Origin of the sequence: Agromyces sp. PvR057, assembly GCF_040547485.1 — a bacterium.
Taxonomy (GTDB): Bacteria; Actinomycetota; Actinomycetes; order Actinomycetales; family Microbacteriaceae; genus Agromyces.
Genome location: NZ_JBEPPT010000001.1, coordinates 1,715,837 through 1,737,740 on the forward strand (window position 1 = coordinate 1,715,837; position 21,904 = coordinate 1,737,740).

The window sequence follows — 21,904 nt, forward strand, 5'->3', positions numbered from 1 at the left end:
GGCCCGCGGCATCCGTCGTGGTACGATGGTCGCTGGCCTGAAGCCTGACACTCGAGCGCGGCTGCGAGAGCGTCACCGGCGAACGGGTGCGATCTGTAGCCGATCCACCCTTGGCGAATCCCTCTGACACAGTTTCCGGCGCACGATCGCGCCGCGATTTCACTTGAGATTCTTCCGAAAGGACATTCGTGTCGAACCAGTCACGTAGCAAGACCCGCCTCTCCCGCGCCCTCGGTGTCGCCCTGACCCCGAAGGCCGCGCGCTACATGGAGAAGCGCCCCTATGCTCCCGGCGAGCACGGTCGCACCAAGCGCAAGCAGGACAGCGACTACGCCGTGCGTCTGCGCGAGAAGCAGCGTCTGCGCGCCCAGTACGGCATCCGCGAGAAGCAGCTGAAGATCGCCTACGTCGAGGCCAAGCGCACCGCAGGCCAGACCGGTGAGAACCTGGTCGAGCTGCTCGAGATGCGTCTCGACGCCCTCGTGCTGCGCGCCGGCTTCGCCCGCACCATCACGCAGGCCCGCCAGTTCGTCGTGCACCGTCACATCCTCGTCGACGGCCAGCTCGTCGACCGCCCCTCCTTCCGCGTGAAGCCGGGTCAGCTCATCCACGTCAAGGCGCGCAGCGAGGGCACCGAGCCGTTCCAGGTCGCCGCGGCCGGCGGTCACGTCGACGTGCTCCCCAAGACCCCGGGCTACCTCGAGGTCGAGCTCGACAAGCTCCAGGCGACGCTCGTCCGCCGTCCGAAGCGCGCCGAGGTCCCCGTGACCTGTGAAGTGCAGCTCGTCGTCGAGTACTACGCCGCTCGCTGATCCAGCGTTCGTCGAACAGGGGTCGCGGAGTTCTCTCCGCGGCCCCTGCGTCGTCTCCGGGCATCGGCCCGCGGCATCCGGACCCGCCACTAGACTGATGACGAAGACGCGGCGGCATGCCTGGCTGTTCGAACGCCCTGGGCCCGTCGGCACGACAAACACGCTGAGGGAGCACTTCGTGAAGAGCATTCTGTGGTTCGCGGTCGGGATCGTCGCCGGATTCGTGGTCGCGCATCAGGTGAACAAGACGTCGCAGGGCCGCGAGTTCTTCTCCTCGGTCGATGCCAAGGCCAAGGCCTTCGGTCGCGCCGTCGCCGACGGCTACCACGAGCGCGAAGCCGAACTCAGGTCCGCCGTCGACGACCTCGTCGACTGAGCCGCCGCCTTCCCTTCCTTCCACCCGGAGGCGACTCCGGCAGCAGAACCCAGAACGGAATCATGCAGACCGCAGACATCCGCCAGCGCTGGCTGGACTTCTTCGCACGCCGCGGACACACGGTCGTGCCGTCCGCCTCACTCGTCTCCGACGACCCGACGCTGCTCTTCACGGTCGCCGGCATGGTGCCGTTCGTGCCGTACCTCACGGGCATCGTGCCCGCGCCGTACCCGCGCGCGACGAGCGTGCAGAAGTGCATCCGCACGAACGACATCGAAGAGGTCGGCAAGACCCCGCGCCACGGCACGTTCTTCCAGATGAACGGCAACTTCTCGTTCGGCGACTACTTCAAGGAGGGCGCCATCTCGATGGCGTGGGAGCTGCTCACCTCCGCCGAGGACGACGGCGGGTACGGCTTCAGGCCCGAGGACCTCTGGGTGACGGTCTACGAAGACGACGACGAGGCGATCGACCTCTGGAAGAAGGTCGCCGGCCTGCCCGACGAGCGCATCCAGCGCCTCGGCAAGGACACCAACTACTGGCACACCGGCCAGCCCGGCCCGGCCGGCCCCTGCTCCGAGATCTTCTTCGACCGAGGACCCGCGTACGGCATCGACGGCGGTCCCGCGACGGATGACGACCGCTACGTCGAGATCTGGAACCTCGTGTTCATGCAGTACCTGATCGACGACGTGACGTCGAAGACGGACTTCCGCATCGTCAAGGAACTGCCCAAGAAGAACATCGACACCGGCATGGGTCTCGAACGTGTCGCCTTCATCAAGCAGGGCGTCGAGAACATGTACGAGATCGACCAGGTGCGTCCGGTGCTCGACCGTGCCGCCGAGCTCTCCGGGCGCGCGTACGGCGCGAACCACGACGACGACGTCCGCATGCGCGTCATCGCCGACCACGTGCGGTCGGCCCTCATGCTCATGAGCGACGGCGTCGCGCCGTCGAACGAGGGCCGCGGCTACATCCTCCGCCGCCTGCTGCGCCGCAGCATCCGCGCGATGCGCCTGCTCGGCGTCGAGGGCACCACGTTCCGCGAGCTGTTCGCTGCGTCGCGCGACGCCATGAAGGCCGCCTACCCCGAGGTCGAGCGCGACTACGCGCACATCGAGCAGCTGGCGCTCGGCGAGGAGGAGACGTTCCTCCGCACCCTCGCGGCGGGCACCACGATCCTCGACGGCGCGGTCGGCGAGACGAAGGCGGCGGGCAAGGCCGAGCTCGCGGGCAACACCGCGTTCCTGCTGCACGACACCTACGGATTCCCGATCGAGCTGACCCTCGAGATGGCCGAAGAGGCGGGGCTCGCGGTCGACCGCGTCGCGTTCGACGAGCTCATGACCGCGCAGCGCACGCGTGCGAAGGCCGACGCCAAGTCGAAGAAGAAGGTGCTGGCGGACCTGTCGGTGTACGCCGACTTCCGCGCGAAGGGCGAGACGGTCTTCACGGGCTACACCGAGCTCATGACGGAGTCGAACGTGCTCGGCATCCTCGTCGACGGGCACCCCGTCGCCGCGGCCGTCGCGGGCCAGACCGCCGAGGTGATCCTCGCGGAGACCTCGCTCTACGCCGAGTCCGGCGGCCAGGCGCCCGATCAGGGTCGCATCGTCGGCGACGGGTTCGAACTCCAGGTGCTCGACGTGCAGAAGCCCGTGAAGGGCCTCATCAGCCACACCGTCAAGGTGCTCTCGGGCGAGGTGGGCGTCGGCGTGCCGGCGACCTCCGTCGTCGACGAGCAGTACCGCCGCGGTGCCACGCAGGCGCACTCCGGCACGCACCTCGTGCATGCGGCCCTCCGTGAGGTGCTCGGTCCGAACGCGCACCAGTCCGGCTCCTTCAACAAGGCGGGCTACCTGCGCCTCGACTACGGCTGGAACCAGGCGCTCTCGGCCGAGACCCGCACGGAGATCGAGGAGATCTCGAACAACGCGGTGCGCGACAACCTCGAGGTCGTCACGCGCGAGCTGCCGCTCGACGAGGCCAAGGCGCTCGGCGCGATGGCGCTGTTCGGCGAGAAGTACGGCGATGTCGTGCGCGTGGTCGACATCGGCGGGCCATGGTCGCGCGAGCTCTGCGCCGGAACGCATGTGCGGTCCAGTGCCGAGATCGGCATGATCAACATCATCGGCGAGTCCTCGGTCGGCGCGTCGAACCGTCGTGTGGAGTCCCTCGTCGGCCTCGACGCGTTCCGGCGGTTCGCTGCCGAGCGCGCGCTCGTCTCCGAGCTCAGCTCGAACCTCAAGACACGTCCCGACCAGCTCGTCGAGCGCATCGGCGACCTCGTCGCGAACCTGAAGTCCGCTGAGAAGCGCATCGCGCAGTTCGAGGCCAAGGCGCTCACCGACCGCGTCCCGGCCCTCGCCGCGAACGCGGTCCGCACGGGCGACGTGCTCCTCGTGGCCGAGACGGTGGGGTCGCTCGGATCGGGCGACGAGCTGCGCTCGCTCGCGACCGCGGTGCGGGGCAAGCTCGGCGACGCGGCGTCCGTCGTCGCCCTGGCCGCCGAGGTCGGCGGCCGACCGGTCGCGATCGTCGCGACCTCTCCCGCTGCGCGCGACGCCGGTGCGAATGCCGGTGCGCTCGCGAAGACGATGGCCGGCGTGCTCGGCGGAGGCGGCGGCGGCAAGCCGGACCTCGCGCAGGGTGGCGGCAGCGACCTCTCGGCGATCCCCGCGGCACTCGACGCGGTCCGCCGCGCGTTCGCGGGCTGACCTGATGCGCTCCGGGGCCCGTCTCGGCATCGACGTCGGTCGGGCGCGCATCGGCGTCGCCCGCAGCGACGCCGGTGGGCTGCTCGCCGTGCCGATCGAGACGGTGCCCCGCGCTGCCGACGGCGATGCCGACATCCGTCGCGTCCTCGAGCTCGCCGAAGAGTACGGTGCGTTCGAGCTCATCGTCGGGCACCCGCTGTCGATGTCGGGAGCCGCGACGCCGTCGACCGACGACGCCGTCGCCTTCGCGCAGCGTCTCGCCGACCGCGGCGCCGCCGTGCGACTCGTCGACGAACGCCTCTCGACCGTGAGTGCGCAGCAGGCGCTCCGCGCATCGGGTCGGTCGACTCGCACGCAACGTCCGGTCGTCGACCAGGTCGCGGCCGTTATCATTCTGCAACACGCACTCGACAGCGAGCGCGCTTCGGGCACTCCGCCGGGGCGCCCGCTCGCTCCCGACGAAGGGCCCTCCACCCTGTGACTCAGCTCCCCCCAGAGCGCCGAGACCCCACCCCCCAACGTGCTGCCACCGACTGGCATGCGCTGCTCAACGGTGAGGCCCAGGCGGATGCCGCGCGCCGAGCGGCCGCCGCACAGCAGCCGCCGCAGCCGGCGGCCGCCGATCCGGCTCGTGCGGCCGGCGATGCGGCGCAGCCCATGACGCGTCGCGAGCTCCGCGAGCTCGAACAGCGGCAGCAGGCCCAGCTGGCTCAGCAAGCCGAGCAGGCGCAGCAGGCCCAGCAGGCCCAGCAGGCCCAGCAGGCCGAGCAGGCCGAGCAGGCCGAACGCCTCGCCGCGTCGTCGTCGCCACACGCATCGGCCGCCTCGCAGGAGGAGTCGTTCGAGCGCCTCCTGCAGCCGGTTGCCGCGGCATCGTCCCAGGCGGGGCTGCCTCAGGCCGGCACGACCTCGGCGGAGCCCGCCGTGGATCCCTTCGTCGCCTCGCGGGCCGACCGGCGCGCGAACGCGTACGACGACTACCACGAGCCGAAGCGCAAGCGTCGCGCTCCGTGGGGATGCCTCATCGGCCTGCTCATCGTGGGCGGGCTCGTGGCCGGCGCCGCCGTCTTCCTGCAGGGACCGATCACGGCCGTCATCGAACGCTTCACGCCCGCCGCAGACTACGAGGGTGCCGGCACCGGCGAGGTCGTCTTCATGATCCACGAGGGCGACACGGGCGCGAGCATCGCCGAGAACCTCGTGGCGCAGGACATCGTCGCCTCGTACGACGCCTTCTACGACCTGCTGCTCGAGCAGAGCCCGGAGCCGGAGTTCCAGCCGGGTGCGTACCAGTTGGCGAACCAGATGAGTTCGCAGGCGGCGTTGGACGCCCTCACCGACCCGGCCAACAAGCTCGAGAACACGTTCGTGATCCCCGAGGGAACGGCACTGCCCGACGCGCTCGTGGCGGCGTCCGAGGGCACCGCGATCCCGGTCGAGGAGTTGCAGGCCGCGGCGGCGGAGGCTCCGCAGTCGTACGGTCTCCCGGCAGAGGCGACGACGCTCGAGGGCTTCCTGTTCCCCGCGACCTACACGCTCGATCCCGGCGCCGACGCACGAGGCGTGCTGCAGACGCTCGTCGATCGGCAGTTCCAGGCGCTCGACGAAGCCGGGGTCGCTCCCGGCGACCGGTGGAAGACCGTCATCCTCGCGTCGATCGTGCAACGCGAGGCCGGCTCGAACACCGGCGACTTCCCCAAGATCGCGCGGGTCTTCCAGAACCGACTCGATCAGGGCATCAACCTGCAGTCGGACGCGACGGTCGCGTACGGCACGGGCAACATGCACACCGTCTGGACCACCGACGAGGAGCGCGCCGACGCGGGCAACCCCTACAACACCTATGCGAATCCCGGACTGCCCGTCGGACCGATCGGCAATCCCGGCGACGTGGCGATCAACGCAGCGATCCACCCGGCCGACGGCACCTGGCTGTTCTTCGTGCCGGTGAATCTCGCGACCGGCGAGACGGTGTTCTCCACCACCGTCGAGGAGCACGACGCGGCGGTCGCCCAGCTGCAGGAGTGGTGCGCCGCGAGCGAGGAGAATGCGGCCTACTGTGAGTGAGGCCCGAACGCGCCTCGCCGTCCTCGGCAAGCCGATCGCGCACTCCAAGAGCCCCGGTCTGCATCTCGCCGCGTACCGTCGGCTCGGCTTCGACTGGTCGTACGACCGCATCGAGGTCGACGGTGCCGGCGTCGGCGAGTTCGTGACGGGATGCGACGCCTCCTGGCGGGGCCTCTCGCTCACCATGCCGCTGAAGTACGACGTCCTGCCGGTGCTCGACGAGCTCGACGCGGTCGCGCGCATCACCGGTGCGGCCAACACGGTGCTGCTCCTCGGCGACCGCCGGCTCGGCTTCAACACCGATGTCGGCGGCATCGTGCGGTCGCTCGCCGAGGCGGGCCTCGAGCAGGCGCGAACGGCGATCGTGATCGGCGGCGGGGCGACCGCGGCATCCACGCTGGTGGCCCTCGCCGAGCTCGGCGTCGCCCACGTGCACCTGCTGCTCCGGCGGCCGGAGGCCGGCGACGCGCTCGTCGAGCTCGGCCGGTCCGTCGGCGTGCGCGTCACCCCGGCGCATATCGCCGACCTGGCATCGGCGGAGGCGGTCGACGTGGTGGTCAGCACGCTGCCGGGCGGCACCGACGCCGGCGTCGCGGTATCCGAAGATCTCGTCGGAGGAGCGCTGCTGCTCGACGTCGCCTACGCGCCGTGGCCGACGCCACTCGCCTCCCAGTGGACCGCCGCCGGCGGACGCGTCATCGACGGCAGCGGGATGCTGCTGCACCAGGCCCTGCTGCAGGTGCGCGTCTTCGTCGGCGGCGACCCGACCGCGCCCCTGCCCGACGAGGCTGCCGTGCTCGCCGTCATGCGCGAATCGCTCTGACGCGGCTGTGGAAGGATAGACGGCATGCTCCGTTGGCTCACTGCCGGAGAATCGCACGGCCCAGAGCTGGTCGCGATCCTCGAGGGTCTTCCCGCCGGTATCCCCGTTTCGCTCGATGACATCCGCGCCGATCTCGCGCGCCGCAAACTCGGTTACGGCCGTGGAGCGCGCATGAAGTTCGAGCAGGACGAGCTCGCCATCTCGGGCGGTGTGCGCCACGGCCTCAGCCTCGGCAGCCCGATCGCGGTGCGCGTCGGCAACACCGAATGGCCCAAGTGGCAGGAGGTGATGAGCCCCGAACCGATCGATCCCGCACGCCTCGGCCGCGGTCGCGGAGCCGCCCTCACGCGCCCTCGCCCGGGTCACGCCGATCTCGTCGGCATGCAGAAGTACGACTTCGACGAGGCCCGTCCGGTGCTCGAACGGGCCAGCGCACGCGAGACGGCGGCACGGGTCGCGCTCGGCGCGATCGCCCGCAGCTTCCTCTCGGAGCTCGGCATCGAGCTCGTCGCCCACACGATCGCGATCGGGCCCGTCCGCGCGCCGGATGGGCGCCCGTTGCCGCTGCCCGGCGATGTCGAGGCGCTCGACGCCGACCCGCTGCGCTGCTTCGACGCCGAGACGTCGACGCTCATGGTCGCCGAGGTCGACGCGGCCCACAAGGACGGCGACACCCTCGGCGGCGTCGTCGAGGTGCTCGCGTACGGCGTGCCGCCGGGCCTCGGCTCGCACGTGCACTGGGACCGCAGGCTCGACTCGCAGTTGGCCGCGGCGCTCATGGGCATCCAGGCGATCAAGGGCGTCGAGGTCGGCGACGGCTTCGAGACCACGCGTCGTCGGGGCTCAGCGGCCCACGACGAGCTGCACCTGGCCGACGGGCGCATCGTGCGCGCGAGCGATCGCGCCGGCGGCACCGAGGGCGGCATGTCCACGGGCACCGTCCTCCGCGTTCGCGCGGGCATGAAGCCGATCGCGACGATTCCGCACGCCCTCCCGACCGTCGACATCGCCACGGGCGAGGCCGCGGCCGCGCACCACCAGCGATCGGATGTCTGCGCCGTCCCGGCGGCCGGCGTCGTCGCCGAGGCGATGGTCGCCCTCACGCTCGCGAACGCCGTGCTCGAGAAGTTCGGCGGCGACTCCGTCGGCGAGACGCGTCGCAACCTCGAGTCCTACCTCGCGGCGATCCCCGAGGCGCTCCGCACCGAGGTCGCGTCGGCGGATGCCGCTCCGACCCGTGCCTGACGAGAACGCGCCCGCCCTGCAGCTCCCGCTCGTGCTCATCGGCCCGATGGGGGCGGGAAAGTCCCGCGTCGGGGCCAGGCTCGCGGCATCCGTCGGCGTGCCGTTCATCGACACCGACAGTCGCATCGAGGAACGACACGGGCCGATCGAGGCGATCTTCGCCCGCGAAGGCGAGGCCGGCTTCCGCGCGCTCGAACGCGTGGTCGTCGCACAGGCCCTGACCGAGCAGGCGGTCGTCTCGCTCGGCGGCGGCGCCGTGCTGCATCCCGACACGCAGGCGGACCTCGCGGATGCCGCGGTGGTCAGGCTCACGGTGTCGGCCGAGGCGGTGGCCGCGCGTCTGGTCGGCGGAAACCGCCCCCTGCTCGCCGACGGCGGGCTGGAGCGGTGGACGGCGATCCAGCTCGAACGCGAGCCGGTCTACGCCTCGCTCGCCGCCCTCGAGATCGACACGTCGCGCCGCTCGGTCGCACGAATCGTCGAACAGATCACCGAGCGCTTCGGAGGAACACGATGACCGCAGCCGCGCCCAGCACGAGCATCCGCGTCGGGGGAGAGGGCGGCTACGACGTCGTCATCGGCAACGGCGTGCTCGCCGACCTCGGCGACGCGCTCGGTCCCGCCGTCAGGAAGGTCCTGGTCGTGCATCCGGCGACGCTCGGCGCACGCGCCGCGGCGCTGCGCGAGGCGCTCTCCGACCGCTTCGAGGTGCTCCTCGCCGAGATCCCCGACGCCGAGGCCGGCAAGCGCATCGAGGTCGCCGCGTTCTGCTGGCAGGTGCTCGGGCAGGCCGACTTCACGCGCAGCGACGCGGTCGTCGGCATCGGCGGCGGTGCGGTGACCGACCTCGCCGGATTCGTCGCGGCGACGTGGCTGCGGGGCGTGCGCGTCGTGCAGGTTCCGACGACGGTGCTCGGCATGGTCGATGCCGCGGTCGGCGGCAAGACCGGCATCAACACGAACGAGGGCAAGAACCTCGTCGGCGCGTTCCACCCGCCGGCTGCCGTGCTCTGCGACCTCGACCTGCTCGACACGCTGCCGCGCAACGAGATCCTCGCAGGCTTCGCCGAGGTCGTGAAGGCCGGATTCATCCGCTACCCCGAGATCCTCGACACGATCGAGGCGGACGCGGATGCCGCGACCGATCCGACGACGCCGCAGTTCCGGCGCGTCGTCGAGCTCGCCATCCAGATGAAGGCCGACGTCGTCTCCGAGGACCTCACCGAGCAGGGGCTCCGCGAGATCCTGAACTACGGGCACACGCTCGGCCACGCGGTCGAGCACGCCGAGCGCTACCAGTGGCGGCACGGCGCCGCGATCTCGGTGGGCATGGCGTTCGCCGCCGAGCTCGGCCGCCTGTCCGGGCGACTCTCCGACGAGGTCGCCGACCGTCACCGCAGCATCCTCGAACTGCTCGGCCTGCCCACGAGCTACCCGGCCGGCCGCTGGCCGACGCTCCTCGCGACGATGCAGCGCGACAAGAAGTCGCGCGGCGGCCAGCTGCGCTTCATCGTGCTCGACGACCTCGCCAAGCCCACGGTCATGCAGGCGCCCGACCAGTCGCTGCTCTTCGCCGCGTACCAGGAGATCGGCTCCTGAGCGGCCCGCGGGGGATCCAGGGCCGTCGCGGCGCGCAGCGAGCGGATGCCGCGCCGATAGGCTTTCGGCCATGACGACGATCCTCGTGCTGAACGGCCCGAACCTCGGCCGGCTCGGCACCCGCGAACCCGAGGTGTACGGCAGCGAGACGCTCGCGGACATCGGAGCAGGGCTCGCGGCATCCGTTCCCGACGGGGTCGACATCGACCTGCGCCAGTCCGACGACGAGGCGGAGCTCATCGGGTGGATCCACGAGGCCGTCGACCATCGACTTCCGGTCGTGCTGAACCCCGCGGCGTTCACGCACTACAGCTACGCGCTCCGCGATGCGGCGGCGCAGCTGAAGCAGGCCGGCGTTCCGCTGGTCGAGGTGCACCTCACCAACCCGCACTCCCGCGAGACGTTCCGGCACACGAGCGTGATCTCCGGGGTGGCGACGGGCGTGATCGCGGGCTTCGGTGCCGACTCCTACCATCTCGCCGTCCAGGCGGTTCTGCGTTCGCTCGGGTGAGTCGACTACACTCGATCAGTCGCACACCTTCGTCGTGCGCCCGAAACTTTCCTCGAATCGAACGGAATCACCTTCATGGCAAGCACCGCTGACATCAAGAACGGCGTCGTCCTCTCCATCGACGGCCAGCTCTGGAGCGTCATCGAGTTCCAGCACGTCAAGCCGGGCAAGGGCGGCGCGTTCGTGCGCACCAAGCTCAAGAACGTCGTGTCGGGCAAGGTCGTCGACCGCACGTACAACGCTGGCGCGAAGATCGAGATCGAGAACGTCGACCGTCGCGACTTCAGCTACCTGTACGCCGACGGCGACGGCTTCGTGTTCATGGACACGTCCGACTACGACCAGATCACGGTCCCCTCGACCGTCGTCGGCGACGCCGCCAACTTCATGCTCGAGAACCAGGCCGTCACGATCGCCCTCAACAACGGCAACCCGCTCTACGTCGAGCTGCCGGCATCCGTCGTGCTCGAGATCACGTACACCGAGCCCGGCCTCCAGGGCGACCGCTCGACCGGCGGCACGAAGCCGGCGACCGTGCAGACCGGCTACGAGATCCAGGTCCCGCTGTTCCTCGAGACCGGCACCAAGGTCAAGGTCGACACCCGCGACGGCTCCTACCTCGGGCGCGTGAACGACTAGTGAGCTCCCGAACGAAGGCGCGCAAGCGCGCCCTCGACCTGCTCTACTCCGCAGACATGCGGCAGGTTCCGGTCGAGCAGCTGCTCGCGACCGAGGCCGAGCGCGCCGTCGGCGAGCCCGAGCGGCAGGCGTCCTGGCTGTACGCGCGCGAGATCGTCGACGGCATCGTCGACCACCGCGAGGAGATCGACGAGCTCATCACCACGCACTCGCGCGGATGGACCCTCGAGCGCATGCCCGCCGTCGACCGCGCCCTGCTGCGCATCGGCGCGTGGGAGATCCTCTACAACGACCAGGTGCCGGACCCCGTCGCGATCTCCGAGGCGGTCGAGGCGGCCACGGTGCTGTCGACCGACGACTCGGCCGGCTTCGTGAACGGACTGCTCGCGGCCATCTCGCACTCCAAGGGCTGATCGCGCCGATCCGACCGACGACGCGGCGACAGGCGAGGGCGCACAGGCATTTCGATGCTCGTGCGCCCGTTCGCATGAGCCCTGAGCGGGCGCGGTGGGTGCGCCGATGCGCACGTTCTCGTGCAGGCGCGCACCCGTCGTCGTCCAATCGGCGCGGGTGCAGGCCCGGAGGCACGTTCAGCGATGCCACCGACCCGGGTTCAGCGGACACCCCGACGTGCGGGGACCCGGTTCCCGATGAGATTGACGACGTCGCCTCGTGCGGCGGCCGTGGACCTTCGTCCGCGGCCCGTCACCTCCTCGGAAGGAACTCCTCGCATGTCCAGCACCACCCTCGTGAGCGGTCGCACCTCGACCGCCGCCTCCCTCGACACGATCCTCGATCGTGCCGAGGCCGCGCAGGCCGTCGTCCAGCGCTTCCTCGCACGCACCTCGGTGCCGGCCCTGCGGGTCAGTCTCGGTCTCGTGTTCCTCGTCTTCGGCGCGCTCAAGTTCCTCCCCGGCGTGAGCCCGGTCGAGGACCTCGTGTCGCGCACCTGGAACGTGCTCTCGTTCGGCGTCGTCGACGGCTCTGCAGCACTCGCGATCACCGCGACGCTCGAGGTCTTCGTCGGACTGACGCTCGTGACGGGCGTGTTCGTGCGCATCGGGCTCCTCGCCCTCGCCGGCACCTTCGTCGGCATCTTCTCGCCGCTCGTGTTCTTCGGCTCCGAGCTGTTCACCACCGCCGGTCCGACGCTCACCGCGCAGTACATCCTGAAGGACCTCGTGCTCGTCGCCGCGGCCATGGTCATCGCCGCGACCGCGCTCAAGCGCCCGATCCGCCGGTGATCGCCCTGTCGTCGATCGCCAGCAGAGGGGCCGCGCCGATCCGGTGCGGCCCTTCTGCGCGGCGAGGGCGGGGATCGTGGCTGCCGGCGCTGCCGGTACTGCCGGCGCGGCGCGTCACCCCAGCGCCTCGAGCCCGATCGGTCGGCTGATAGGCTGAGGGGGTTGGCAACCTTTAAGGCCGTCCCGTGAGGCGGAGAAGGGAGTCGGTCTGATGGCGCGCACAGTGCTCAATCACGCTGACATATCGCGGGCGCTGACCCGCATCGCTCATGAGATCCTCGAGTCCGATCGCGGCGCAGAGCATCTCGTCATCCTCGGCATCCCGACGCGCGGCACGGTCCTGGCCCGTCGCATCGCCGAACTCATCCAGCGCATCGAGCCCACCGCTCCGGTGCAGCTCGCCGGGTCGCTCGACGTGACCATGTACCGCGACGACCTCTCGCGCAGCGGCATGCGCATGCCGTCGCCCACCGAGCTGCCGCCGGGCGGCATCGACGGCCGCACCGTCGTGCTCGTCGACGACGTGCTGTACTCCGGCCGCACCATCCGCTCGGCCTTCGACGCCCTGAGCGACCTCGGACGCCCGCGCGCCGTCCGGCTCGCCGTGCTCGTCGACCGCGGCCACCGCGAGTTCCCCATCCGGGCGGACTTCGTCGGCAAGAACCTGCCGAGCGCGGCCAGCGAGCGCATCAACGTGCGCCTCGCCGAGGTCGACGGCGGCGACGACCACGTCACGATCGAGGGAGGCGCCGAATGAGGCACCTGCTCAGCACTCGCTCGCTCGCGCGCGACGAGGCGATCGCCCTGCTCGACATCGCCGAGGACATGGCGGCCGTGCAGCATCGAGAGGTGAAGAAGCTTCCGACGCTGCGCGGCAAGACCGTCGTGAACCTCTTCTTCGAGGACTCGACGCGCACGCGCATCTCGTTCGAGGCCGCCGCGAAGCGCCTCTCGGCCGACGTCATCAACTTCAGCGCCAAGGGCTCGAGCGTCTCCAAGGGCGAGAGCCTGAAGGACACCGCGCAGACCCTGCAGGCGATGGGCGCCGACGGCGTCGTGATCCGCCACCACGCCTCGGGCGCGCCCCACACGCTCGCCACCAGCGGGTGGATCGACGCCGGCGTCGTCAACGCGGGCGACGGCACCCACGAGCACCCGACGCAGGCCCTCCTCGACGCCTTCACCATGCGCAGCCGCCTGCACGGCTCCGCGAGTCGCGGCCGGGGCCTCGACGGCGTGCACGTCGTGATCGTCGGCGACATCCTGCACTCGCGCGTCGCGCGCTCGAACGTGTGGCTCCTCGCGACGCTCGGCGCCGAGGTCACGCTCGTCGCGCCCCCCACGCTCGTGCCGGTCGACACCGCCGGCTGGCCGGCATCCGTCGTCTTCGACCTCGACGAGGCGCTCGCGACGAAGCCCGACGTGGTCATGATGCTCCGCATCCAGGCGGAGCGCATGCACGGATCGTTCTTCCCGAACAGCCGCGAGTACGCCCGGACCTGGGGACTGGACGATGCCAGGTTCTCCCAGTTGCCCACGACTACGATGGTCATGCATCCCGGGCCGATGAACCGAGGGCTGGAGATCTCCGCCCTCGCGGCGGACTCAGCGCAGTCCACGGTCAGGGAGCAGGTCGCGAACGGAGTATCAGTGAGAATGGCCGCCCTGTATCTGCTGCTGTCGGGCGAGCGAGGTGACGTCCGATGACCGAGTCGTACCTCATCACGGGCGCCACGCTCGCATCGGGCGAGCGCGCCGACATCCGCATCTCCGATGGTCGCATCAGTGAGGTCGGTCGCATCGCGGATGCCGCGGGCGCGACCGTCGTCGACGCTGCGGGCCTCATCGCGCTGCCAGGTCTGGTCGACCTGCACACCCACCTCCGCGAGCCGGGCTACGAGCAGAGCGAGACCGTGCTCACGGGCACGCAGGCCGCCGCCGCCGGCGGATTCACCGCGGTCTTCGCGATGGCGAACACGTCGCCCGTCGCCGATACGGCCGGCGTCGTCGAGCAGGTCGCGAGCCTCGGCACGGCGGCCGGATACGCCACGGTGCAGCCGATCGGCGCCGTGACGGTCGGGCTCCAGGGCGAGCAGCTCGCCGAGCTCGGTGCGATGGCCCGTTCGCGCGCCGGGGTGCGCGTCTTCAGCGACGACGGCTTCTGCGTCTTCGACCCGCTGCTCATGCGCCGGGCCCTCGAGTACGTGAAGGCGTTCGACGGTGTCGTCGCCCAGCATGCGCAGGAGCCCCGCCTCACGCAGGGCGCGCAGATGAACGAGGGCGCCCTCTCAGGCGAGCTCGGCCTCGCCGGCTGGCCGGCGGTCGCCGAGGAGTCGATCATCGCGCGCGACGTGCTGCTCGCCGAGCACGTCGGCAGCCGCCTGCACGTGTGCCACGTCTCCACCGCGGGTTCGGTCGAGGTCATCCGCTGGGCCAAGGCCCGCGGCATCGACGTGACGGCCGAGGTCACGCCGCATCACCTGCTCCTGACCGAGGAGCTCGTCGCCGGGTACGACCCCCGCTACAAGGTCAACCCGCCGCTGCGCCGCGCCGAAGACGTCGAGGCGCTGCGCGCCGCCCTCGCCGACGGCACGATCGACATCGTCGCGACCGACCACGCCCCGCACCCCATCGAGGCCAAGCAGAGCGAATGGGATGCCGCCGCGAACGGCATGGTCGGCCTCGAATCGGCCCTCTCGGTCGTGCACGCCGCGGTCGTCGAGAACGGCCTGCTCGACTGGGCCGACGTCGCCCGCGTGCTCTCCTCGACGCCGGCTCGCATCGGCCGCCTGGCCGGGCAGGGCGCGGGCATCGTCGCGGGCGCGGCGCCCGAGGTGACGCTCTACGACCCGACCGCGGCATCCGAGTTCGCGCTCGACCGGCTCGCCGGCCGCAGCATCAACTCGCCGTACCTCGGCCGCACCCTGCCTGGGCGGGTCGTCGCGACGTTCCACGCCGGCTACGCGACGCTCCTCGACGGCGTCGTGCAGCCCGCCGACGAGATCGCGCGGCGTGCGGCGACCATCGGAGGTCCCCGTGGATAAGTGGATCGGCGCCCTGGTCGCATTCGTCGTCGTGGGCGGCCTGCTCTGGCTCGCCTTCCGCGCCTGGCGTGGCCGCGAGCGACGCGACGCGACCCTGTCGGCGTACCCGCTGCCCGCGCTCGAGGGCGAGGCGCTCCTCGAGACCGAGGTGCTCTACGTCGCCACGACGCCGATCGGCTCGCCGCTCGAACGACTCGCGGTGCATGGCCTCGCGTTCCGCGGCGCCGGGCGCATCGAGGTCTTCCCCGAGGGCGTCGTGCTCCGCATCGCGGGCGAGCAGCCCTCGTTCCTGCCGGCCTCCCGCATCGTGTCGGCCGGTGAGGCCACCTATGCGATCGACCGCGGGGTCGAGCCGGGCGGCCTCGTCGCCGTGAGCTGGATCGTGGACCTCAACGACGCCGAGCCCGAACAGGTCGCGCCCTACGTCGACAGCTACCTCAGAGCCCGCCACCCGGGCGACTCGGCGCGGATCATCGCCGCCGTCAACGACATCGCTGCAGCACGCACCGTGATGCAGCCCCACCATGAGAGCGAGGCCTCGGATGACTGAGACCACCACCCGCCCCCACGAGCCCGCCGTGCTCGTGCTCGAGGACGGAACCCGCTACGAGGGCCGGGCCTACGGCGCCCGCGGTCGCACCCTCGGCGAAGCCGTCTTCGCGACGGGCATGACCGGCTACCAGGAGACCCTGACCGACCCGTCGTACGCGGGCCAGATCGTCATGATGACCGCGCCGCACATCGGCAACACGGGCATGAACGACGAGGACATGGAGTCCGCCCGCATCTGGGTCTCCGGCTTCATCGTGCGCGACCCCTCCCGCGTGGTGTCGAACTTCCGCTCGCAGCGCAGCCTCGACGACGACCTCGCCTCGTCAGGCGTCGTCGGCATCAGCGGCATCGACACGCGTGCGCTGACCCGCCACCTGCGCTCGGCCGGTGCCATGCGCTCCGGCATCTTCTCGGGCGACGCATTCGCGCTCACCCACGGCGAGCAGCTCGAACTCGTGCAGACCGCGGCCGAGATGAACGGCCAGAACCTGTCCGGCGACGTCTCGACGACCGAGGCCTACGAGCTGCCGGCCACCGGCGAGCGCGTCGGATCCGTCGTGGTGCTCGACCTGGGCGTCAAGACCTCGACCCTGAACTTCCTCGCCGAGCGCGGCTTCGACGTGCACGTCGTGCCGCAGTCGATCACTGCCGACGAGGTGCTCGCCCTCGCGCCCGACGCCCTGTTCTTCTCGAACGGTCCGGGCGACCCCTCGGCATCCGATCGCCATGTCGAGATCCTCCGCAGCGCGCTGCGTGCCGGCGTGCCCTACTTCGGCATCTGCTTCGGCAACCAGCTCCTCGGCCGCGCACTCGGCTACGGCACCTACAAGCTGCCGTTCGGCCACCGCGGCATCAACCAGCCCGTGGTCGACAAGGCCACCGGGCGCGTCGAGATCACCGCGCACAACCACGGCTTCGCCGTCGACGCCCCGATCGACCGCGTCAGCGACTCGAGCGAGGGCTTCGGCCGTGTCGAGGTCAGCCACGTCGACCTCAACGACAACGTCGTCGAGGGCCTCAACTGCCTCGACATCCCCGCCTTCTCGGTGCAGTACCACCCGGAGTCCGCGGCCGGCCCGCACGACGCCAACTATCTCTTCGACCGGTTCCGCGACATGGTCATCGCGAGCAAGGAGAACCAGGCCTGATGCCCAAGCGCGACGACATCAACAGCGTCCTCGTCATCGGATCCGGTCCGATCGTCATCGGACAGGCGGCCGAGTTCGACTACTCGGGCACCCAGGCGTGCCGGGTGCTCCGCGCAGAGGGGGTCCGCGTCATCCTCGTGAACCCGAACCCCGCCACGATCATGACCGACCCCGACTTCGCCGACGCGACGTACATCGAGCCGATCACGCCCGAGATCATCGAGTCGATCATCATCAAGGAGCGCCCCGACGCCGTGCTGCCCACGCTCGGCGGCCAGACGGCCCTGAACGCGGCCATCGCCCTGCACGAGGCCGGCATCCTCGAGAAGCACGGCGTCGAGCTCATCGGCGCGAAGGTCGAGGCCATCCGCAAGGGCGAGGACCGCCAGCTCTTCAAGGACCTCGTCATCGAGGCCGGCGCCGGCGTCGCCCGCTCGCACGTGGCGAAGACCCTCGAAGACGCGAAGGTGTTCGCCGAGGATCTCGGCTACCCGCTCGTCGTCCGCCCGTCGTTCACCATGGGCGGCCTCGGCTCGGGCTTCGCGTACACCGAGGAAGAGCTCGTGCGCATCGTCACGCAGGGCCTCCACGACTCGCCCACGACCGAGGTGCTCCTCGAGGAGTCGATCCTCGGCTGGAAGGAGTACGAGCTCGAGCTCATGCGCGACACGGCCGACAACACGGTCGTGGTCTGCTCGATCGAGAACGTCGACCCCGTCGGCGTGCACACCGGCGATTCGATCACCGTCGCGCCCGCGCTGACGCTGACCGACCGCGAGTACCAGAACCTGCGCGACATCGGCATCGAGATCATCCGCCGGGTGGGCGTCGACACCGGTGGTTGCAACATCCAGTTCGCGATCGACCCGGCCGACGGCCGCGTCATCGTCATCGAGATGAACCCGCGCGTGTCTCGGTCCTCGGCCCTCGCATCGAAGGCCACCGGCTTCCCGATCGCGAAGATCGCCGCGAAGCTCGCGATCGGCTACCGCCTCGACGAGATCCCGAACGACATCACCAAGGTCACGCCGGCGAGCTTCGAGCCGACGCTCGACTACGTCGTCGTCAAGGTGCCGCGGTTCGCGTTCGAGAAGTTCCCGGCCGCCGACCCGACCCTCACGACGACCATGAAGTCCGTCGGCGAGGCGATGGCCATCGGCCGCAACTACGCGACCGCACTGCAGAAGGCGCTTCGTTCACTCGAGAAGCGAGGCTCCTCGTTCCACTGGGGCGAGGAGGCCCGCACGGCCGAGGAGCTCCTCGAGGAGTCGCGGACCCCGACCGACGGTCGCATCGTGCTCGTGCAGCAGGCGCTCCGCAAGGGCGCCTCGATCGAGCAGGCCTTCGAGGCGACGAAGATCGACCCCTGGTTCCTCGACCAGATCGTGCTCATCAACGAGGTCGCCGAGGAGGTGGCGGCCGCCGAGAACCTCGACACCGACCTGCTCCTGCTCGCGAAGGACCACGGGTTCTCCGACGCACAGATCGGCCAGCTCCGCGGGTTCGGCGAGGCCGACGCGCGCGAGGTGCGTCACATCCTCGGCATCCGACCGGTGTTCAAGACCGTCGACACGTGCGCGGGGGAGTTCCCGGCGCTCACGCCGTACCACTACTCCAGCTACGACTTCGAGACCGAGGTCGTGCCGTCGGACCGCCGCAAGGTCGTCATCCTCGGTTCCGGTCCGAACCGCATCGGCCAGGGCGTCGAGTTCGACTACTCGTGCGTGCACGCCTCGTTCGCGCTGTCGGATGCCGGCTTCGAGACGATCATGATCAACTGCAACCCCGAGACGGTCTCGACCGACTACGACACGAGCGACCGGCTCTACTTCGAACCCCTGACGCTCGAGGACGTGCTCGAGGTCATCCACGCCGAATCCCGGTCGGGTGAGCTCGTCGGCGTGGTGGTGCAGCTCGGCGGCCAGACCGCGCTCGGGCTCGCCAAGGGCCTCGAGGCGGCCGGCGTGCCGATCCTCGGCACGACCCCCGATGCGATCGACCTCGCCGAGGAGCGCGGCCTGTTCGCCGGCATCCTCGAGTCGGCGGGCCTGCTCGCGCCGCGCAACGGCACCGCGATCGAGCTCACCGGCGCCGTGCAGGTGGCCGAGGAGATCGGGTACCCGGTGCTCGTGCGCCCGAGCTACGTGCTCGGCGGCCGCGGCATGGAGATCATCTACGACTCGCCCTCGCTCGCCGACTACTTCGCGCGCATCGAGGGCCAGGGCATCGTCGGTCCGACGCATCCGCTCCTCGTCGACCGCTTCCTCGACGATGCGATCGAGATCGACGTCGACGCGCTGTACGACGGCACCGACCTCTACATCGGCGGCGTCATGGAGCACATCGAGGAGGCCGGCATCCACTCGGGCGACTCGAGCTGCACACTGCCCCCCGTCACGCTCGGCCGTGCCGAGATCGACCGGGTGCGCGTGGCCACGCGTTCGATCGCCGAGGGCATCGGCGTGAAGGGCCTGCTGAACGTGCAGTTCGCCATCGGCGCGGGCGTGCTCTACGTGCTCGAGGCGAACCCTCGCGCCAGTCGCACCGTTCCGTTCGTCTCGAAGGCGCTCGGCATCCCGCTGGCCAAGGCCGCGTCGCGGATCATGGTCGGCGCCACCGTCGCCGAACTCGTCGCCGAGGGCATGCTGCCCGCCGTCGACGGCTCACGCGTGCCGCTCGACGCGCCCGTCGCGGTGAAGGAGGCCGTGCTGCCGTTCCACCGGTTCCGCACCAAGGAGGGCCTCATCGTGGATTCGGTGCTCGGTCCCGAGATGCGTTCCACCGGTGAGGTCATGGGCATCGACCGGGACTTCCCGCGGGCGTTCGCCAAGAGCCAGCTCGCCGCGTACGGCGGCATGCCGACGGGCGGCACCGTGTTCGTCTCGGTGTCCGACCGCGACAAGCGCTCGATCATCCTCCCCGTGCTGCGCCTGCAGCAGCTGGGCTTCGAGATCGCCGCGACCGAGGGCACGGCCGAGGTGCTGCGGCGCAACGGCATCGCCGCGCGCGAGGTGCTGAAGTACAGCGACAAGTCGTCCGACGACGCCGTCTCGGTGGTCGAGCTGATCCACCGCGGCGAGGTCGCCGTCGTCGTGAACACGCCGAGCGGTCGTTCGGCGCGTGCCGACGGCTACGAGATCCGTGCGGCGGCCGTCTCGGCCGACGTCCCGCTGTTCACGACCATCGCCGAGCTGTCGGCGGCCGTCGCGTCGATCGACGCGGGCGGCGAGGCCTTCGAGGTGACCAGCCTGCAGGAGTACGCGATCCGTCGCGGGGCTTCGGCATGAACGACGTGATCCCGTTCGGCGAACGCCTCGCATCGGTCTTCGCCGCGTACGGGCGGCTGTGCGTGGGGCTCGACCCCCACGCCTCCCTCCTCGAGCGGTGGGGGCAGCCCGACTCGGCCGAGGGCCTGCGCGAGTTCGGCCTCCGTGTCATCGAGGCCGCGGCCGATCGCGTCGGCATCCTGAAGCCGCAGATCGCGTTCTTCGAACGCCACGGTGCCGCGGGCTATGCGGTGCTCGAGCGGCTGCTGGCCGAGGCGCGAGAGGCGGGGCTGCTCGTGATCGCCGACGTCAAGCGGGGCGACATCGGCTCGACGGTCGAGGCGTACGGCGAGTCCTGGCTGCGCCGCGGCTCGAGCCTCGAGGCCGACGCCATGACGATCAGCGCCTATCAGGGGCTCGGGTCGATCGAGCAGGTCATGGTCTCGGCCGAGGCCGCGGGCAAGGGCGTGTTCGTGCTGGCGGCGACCTCGAACCCCGAGGCCGCGGCGATCCAGCGCGCCGTGCTGCAGCAGTCGAGCCGGGCCGGGCACACGGTCGCCGGCGCGATCACGCAGGGCGTCATCGGCTGGAACCAGGGCCGACCGGATGCCGCGTCGAAGCCGTTCGGCTCGATCGGCGTCGTGTTCGGCGCGACCACCGACCTGCGCGCGGCCGGCGTCCCGACCGATGTCGAGCCGCCGCGCCCGGGCCTCCCGGTGCTCGCTCCCGGGTTCGGACACCAGGGCGCCGAGCCCGGCGACCTGCGCGTGCGCTTCGGCGGCTATGCCGCCGGCGTCATCGCGAACGAGTCCCGATCGCTGCTGTCCGCCGGACCCGACGGGCTCGGCGATGCGATCTCCCGACGCGCCGACGAGTACGGAGCCGCCGGTGCCTGAGTCGAACCCGAGGTCCACGCCCCCCGAGGTCGACCGGGTCGCGGCATCCCGTGCCGCGGTCGCGGCCAGGCGCGCGAGGGCGAGCGTGAAGTCCGAGATCGCCGCGGGTTCGCGCAGCCCGCTCGACGTCCTGCGCGTCGCATTCGCCGAAGCGGACTCGCCAGAGGGTCGTCTGCGCGTCACCGAGTACCTGACGTCGATCCCCGCGATCGGCGTGACGAAGTGCGCGCGGATCCTCGACGAGCTCGAGATCTCGACGGCGAAGCGACTCGGCGGCCTTGGTCGCCTGCAGCGCCGCCGCCTCCGCGAGTTCGTCGCGGGCTGGGTCGCGTCGCACGGCGGCACGGGCGATCGCCTCGTGGTGCTGGCCGGGCCGACCGCGGTGGGCAAGGGCACGGTCGCCTCCTACATCCGGCACCACCATCCCGATGTCCGGCTGTCGGTGTCGGCGACCACGCGCGCCCCGCGCCCCGGCGAGGTCGAGGGGGAGAGCTACTTCTTCGTCGACGACGCCGAGTTCGACCGCATGGTCGAGGCGGGCGAGCTGCTCGAATGGGCGACGGTCCACAATGCGTACCGCTACGGCACGCCGCGCGGCCCGGTCGAGCAGGCGATCGCGGCGGGCGACAGCGTGCTGCTCGAGATCGACATCCAGGGTGCGCGATCGGTGCGCCGTGCGATGCCCGAGGCGACGCTCGTGTTCCTGCTCCCGCCCACGTGGGACGAACTCGTGCGCCGACTCGTCGGTCGCGGCACGGAGTCCCCGGCCGAGCAGCAGCGTCGTCTCGAGACCGCGAAGGTCGAGCTCGCGGCCGTCGACGAGTTCGATCACCAGGTCGTCAACCACGACGTGCCCGAGGCCGCGCAAAAGGTCGTAGACTTGATGAGGCCCCGTTCAGGGCGGCGTTGAGCTGCCCGGGTCACGATTTTCCGGCGCACGCGAGGTGCGCACGTTCGTTTCG

At 70.7% G+C, this 21,904-nt stretch carries 21 protein-coding genes; all 21 read left to right on the forward strand.

Going from position 1 to position 21,904, the window contains the following annotated elements:
- Nucleotides 1-188 precede the first annotated feature (188 nt).
- The 21 genes from rpsD to gmk all read left to right on the forward strand — a co-directional run bounded on the left by rpsD (nucleotide 189) and on the right by gmk (nucleotide 21,852).
- Nucleotides 189-812 (forward strand): 30S ribosomal protein S4, encoded by a 624-nt coding sequence (gene rpsD, locus ABIC29_RS07800; protein ID WP_055857549.1) that lies wholly within the window; start codon nucleotides 189-191, stop codon nucleotides 810-812.
- 178 nt (nucleotides 813-990) lie between these two features.
- A complete protein-coding gene (locus tag ABIC29_RS07805) occupies nucleotides 991-1,188 on the forward strand; it encodes a hypothetical protein (RefSeq protein ID WP_116082572.1) in 198 nt (65 codons plus the stop codon).
- A 62-nt stretch (nucleotides 1,189-1,250) separates the two neighbouring features.
- Nucleotides 1,251-3,908 (forward strand): alanine--tRNA ligase, encoded by a 2,658-nt coding sequence (alaS, locus tag ABIC29_RS07810; RefSeq protein WP_116081596.1) that lies wholly within the window; start codon nucleotides 1,251-1,253, stop codon nucleotides 3,906-3,908.
- A 4-nt stretch (nucleotides 3,909-3,912) separates the two neighbouring features.
- Nucleotides 3,913-4,389 (forward strand): Holliday junction resolvase RuvX, encoded by a 477-nt coding sequence (gene ruvX / locus ABIC29_RS07815; RefSeq protein ID WP_116081597.1) that lies wholly within the window; start codon nucleotides 3,913-3,915, stop codon nucleotides 4,387-4,389.
- Nucleotides 4,386-5,975: an endolytic transglycosylase MltG gene (gene mltG / locus ABIC29_RS07820; RefSeq protein WP_354244108.1), complete on the forward strand. Its 1,590-nt coding sequence runs from the start codon at nucleotides 4,386-4,388 to the stop codon at nucleotides 5,973-5,975. Before ruvX ends, mltG begins: the two co-directional genes overlap by 4 nt.
- On the forward strand, nucleotides 5,968-6,798 hold the full coding sequence (locus ABIC29_RS07825) for a shikimate dehydrogenase (RefSeq protein ID WP_354244111.1): 831 nt from the start codon (nucleotides 5,968-5,970) through the stop codon (nucleotides 6,796-6,798). Before mltG ends, ABIC29_RS07825 begins: the two co-directional genes overlap by 8 nt.
- Nucleotides 6,799-6,822: 24 nt before the next feature.
- On the forward strand, nucleotides 6,823-8,043 hold the full coding sequence (aroC, locus tag ABIC29_RS07830) for a chorismate synthase (RefSeq protein WP_354244113.1): 1,221 nt from the start codon (nucleotides 6,823-6,825) through the stop codon (nucleotides 8,041-8,043).
- Entirely contained in the window at nucleotides 8,021-8,560 is a 540-nt protein-coding gene (locus tag ABIC29_RS07835; protein WP_116081601.1) for a shikimate kinase, read from the forward strand. The genes aroC and ABIC29_RS07835 overlap by 23 nt, the downstream gene beginning before the upstream one ends.
- The gene (aroB, locus tag ABIC29_RS07840; protein WP_116081602.1) at nucleotides 8,557-9,642 is read left to right on the forward strand and encodes a 3-dehydroquinate synthase; all 1,086 of its coding nucleotides are present in this window, start codon (nucleotides 8,557-8,559) and stop codon (nucleotides 9,640-9,642) included. The genes ABIC29_RS07835 and aroB overlap by 4 nt, the downstream gene beginning before the upstream one ends.
- Before the next feature lie 70 nt (nucleotides 9,643-9,712).
- Nucleotides 9,713-10,153 carry a type II 3-dehydroquinate dehydratase gene (locus ABIC29_RS07845; RefSeq protein WP_116081603.1) on the forward strand — a complete coding sequence of 147 codons (441 nt, stop codon included), beginning with the start codon at nucleotides 9,713-9,715 and terminating at the stop codon, nucleotides 10,151-10,153.
- A 75-nt stretch (nucleotides 10,154-10,228) separates the two neighbouring features.
- Nucleotides 10,229-10,792: an elongation factor P gene (gene efp, locus ABIC29_RS07850; protein WP_116081604.1), complete on the forward strand. Its 564-nt coding sequence runs from the start codon at nucleotides 10,229-10,231 to the stop codon at nucleotides 10,790-10,792.
- A complete protein-coding gene (gene nusB, locus ABIC29_RS07855) occupies nucleotides 10,792-11,205 on the forward strand; it encodes a transcription antitermination factor NusB (protein WP_116081605.1) in 414 nt (137 codons plus the stop codon). Before efp ends, nusB begins: the two co-directional genes overlap by 1 nt.
- A 318-nt stretch (nucleotides 11,206-11,523) precedes the next feature.
- A complete protein-coding gene (locus ABIC29_RS07860; RefSeq protein WP_116081606.1) occupies nucleotides 11,524-12,036 on the forward strand; it encodes a DoxX family membrane protein in 513 nt (170 codons plus the stop codon).
- A 208-nt stretch (nucleotides 12,037-12,244) separates the two neighbouring features.
- Nucleotides 12,245-12,793: a bifunctional pyr operon transcriptional regulator/uracil phosphoribosyltransferase PyrR gene (pyrR, locus tag ABIC29_RS07865; protein ID WP_116081607.1), complete on the forward strand. Its 549-nt coding sequence runs from the start codon at nucleotides 12,245-12,247 to the stop codon at nucleotides 12,791-12,793.
- Nucleotides 12,790-13,743: an aspartate carbamoyltransferase catalytic subunit gene (locus ABIC29_RS07870; protein WP_354244119.1), complete on the forward strand. Its 954-nt coding sequence runs from the start codon at nucleotides 12,790-12,792 to the stop codon at nucleotides 13,741-13,743. Before pyrR ends, ABIC29_RS07870 begins: the two co-directional genes overlap by 4 nt.
- Nucleotides 13,740-15,080: a dihydroorotase gene (locus ABIC29_RS07875; RefSeq protein WP_354244122.1), complete on the forward strand. Its 1,341-nt coding sequence runs from the start codon at nucleotides 13,740-13,742 to the stop codon at nucleotides 15,078-15,080. Before ABIC29_RS07870 ends, ABIC29_RS07875 begins: the two co-directional genes overlap by 4 nt.
- The gene (locus ABIC29_RS07880; RefSeq protein WP_116081610.1) at nucleotides 15,073-15,630 is read left to right on the forward strand and encodes a PH-like domain-containing protein; all 558 of its coding nucleotides are present in this window, start codon (nucleotides 15,073-15,075) and stop codon (nucleotides 15,628-15,630) included. Before ABIC29_RS07875 ends, ABIC29_RS07880 begins: the two co-directional genes overlap by 8 nt.
- Nucleotides 15,623-16,780: a glutamine-hydrolyzing carbamoyl-phosphate synthase small subunit gene (gene carA / locus ABIC29_RS07885; RefSeq protein WP_199471416.1), complete on the forward strand. Its 1,158-nt coding sequence runs from the start codon at nucleotides 15,623-15,625 to the stop codon at nucleotides 16,778-16,780. Before ABIC29_RS07880 ends, carA begins: the two co-directional genes overlap by 8 nt.
- Entirely contained in the window at nucleotides 16,780-20,067 is a 3,288-nt protein-coding gene (gene carB / locus ABIC29_RS07890; protein ID WP_354244126.1) for a carbamoyl-phosphate synthase large subunit, read from the forward strand. Before carA ends, carB begins: the two co-directional genes overlap by 1 nt.
- Nucleotides 20,064-20,942 (forward strand): orotidine-5'-phosphate decarboxylase, encoded by an 879-nt coding sequence (pyrF, locus tag ABIC29_RS07895; protein WP_116081613.1) that lies wholly within the window; start codon nucleotides 20,064-20,066, stop codon nucleotides 20,940-20,942. Before carB ends, pyrF begins: the two co-directional genes overlap by 4 nt.
- On the forward strand, nucleotides 20,935-21,852 hold the full coding sequence (gene gmk, locus ABIC29_RS07900) for a guanylate kinase (RefSeq protein WP_354244129.1): 918 nt from the start codon (nucleotides 20,935-20,937) through the stop codon (nucleotides 21,850-21,852). The genes pyrF and gmk overlap by 8 nt, the downstream gene beginning before the upstream one ends.
- The last annotated feature ends 52 nt before the right edge of the window (nucleotides 21,853-21,904 follow it).

Excerpts from the sequence above, each read along its gene's own strand:
- alaS (WP_116081596.1), top strand. The coding sequence starts at position 1,251 with ATGCAGACCGCAGACATCCGCCAGCGCTGGCTGGACTTCTTCGCACGC.
- ruvX (WP_116081597.1), top strand. The coding sequence starts at position 3,913 with ATGCGCTCCGGGGCCCGTCTCGGCATCGACGTCGGTCGGGCGCGCATC.
- aroC (WP_354244113.1), top strand. The coding sequence starts at position 6,823 with ATGCTCCGTTGGCTCACTGCCGGAGAATCGCACGGCCCAGAGCTGGTC.
- ABIC29_RS07835 (WP_116081601.1), top strand. The coding sequence starts at position 8,021 with ATGCCGCTCCGACCCGTGCCTGACGAGAACGCGCCCGCCCTGCAGCTC.
- aroB (WP_116081602.1), top strand. The coding sequence starts at position 8,557 with ATGACCGCAGCCGCGCCCAGCACGAGCATCCGCGTCGGGGGAGAGGGC.
- ABIC29_RS07845 (WP_116081603.1), top strand. The coding sequence starts at position 9,713 with ATGACGACGATCCTCGTGCTGAACGGCCCGAACCTCGGCCGGCTCGGC.
- efp (WP_116081604.1), top strand. The coding sequence starts at position 10,229 with ATGGCAAGCACCGCTGACATCAAGAACGGCGTCGTCCTCTCCATCGAC.
- ABIC29_RS07860 (WP_116081606.1), top strand. The coding sequence starts at position 11,524 with ATGTCCAGCACCACCCTCGTGAGCGGTCGCACCTCGACCGCCGCCTCC.
- ABIC29_RS07870 (WP_354244119.1), top strand. The coding sequence starts at position 12,790 with ATGAGGCACCTGCTCAGCACTCGCTCGCTCGCGCGCGACGAGGCGATC.
- ABIC29_RS07875 (WP_354244122.1), top strand. The coding sequence starts at position 13,740 with ATGACCGAGTCGTACCTCATCACGGGCGCCACGCTCGCATCGGGCGAG.
- carA (WP_199471416.1), top strand. The coding sequence starts at position 15,623 with ATGACTGAGACCACCACCCGCCCCCACGAGCCCGCCGTGCTCGTGCTC.
- carB (WP_354244126.1), top strand. The coding sequence starts at position 16,780 with ATGCCCAAGCGCGACGACATCAACAGCGTCCTCGTCATCGGATCCGGT.
- pyrF (WP_116081613.1), top strand. The coding sequence starts at position 20,064 with ATGAACGACGTGATCCCGTTCGGCGAACGCCTCGCATCGGTCTTCGCC.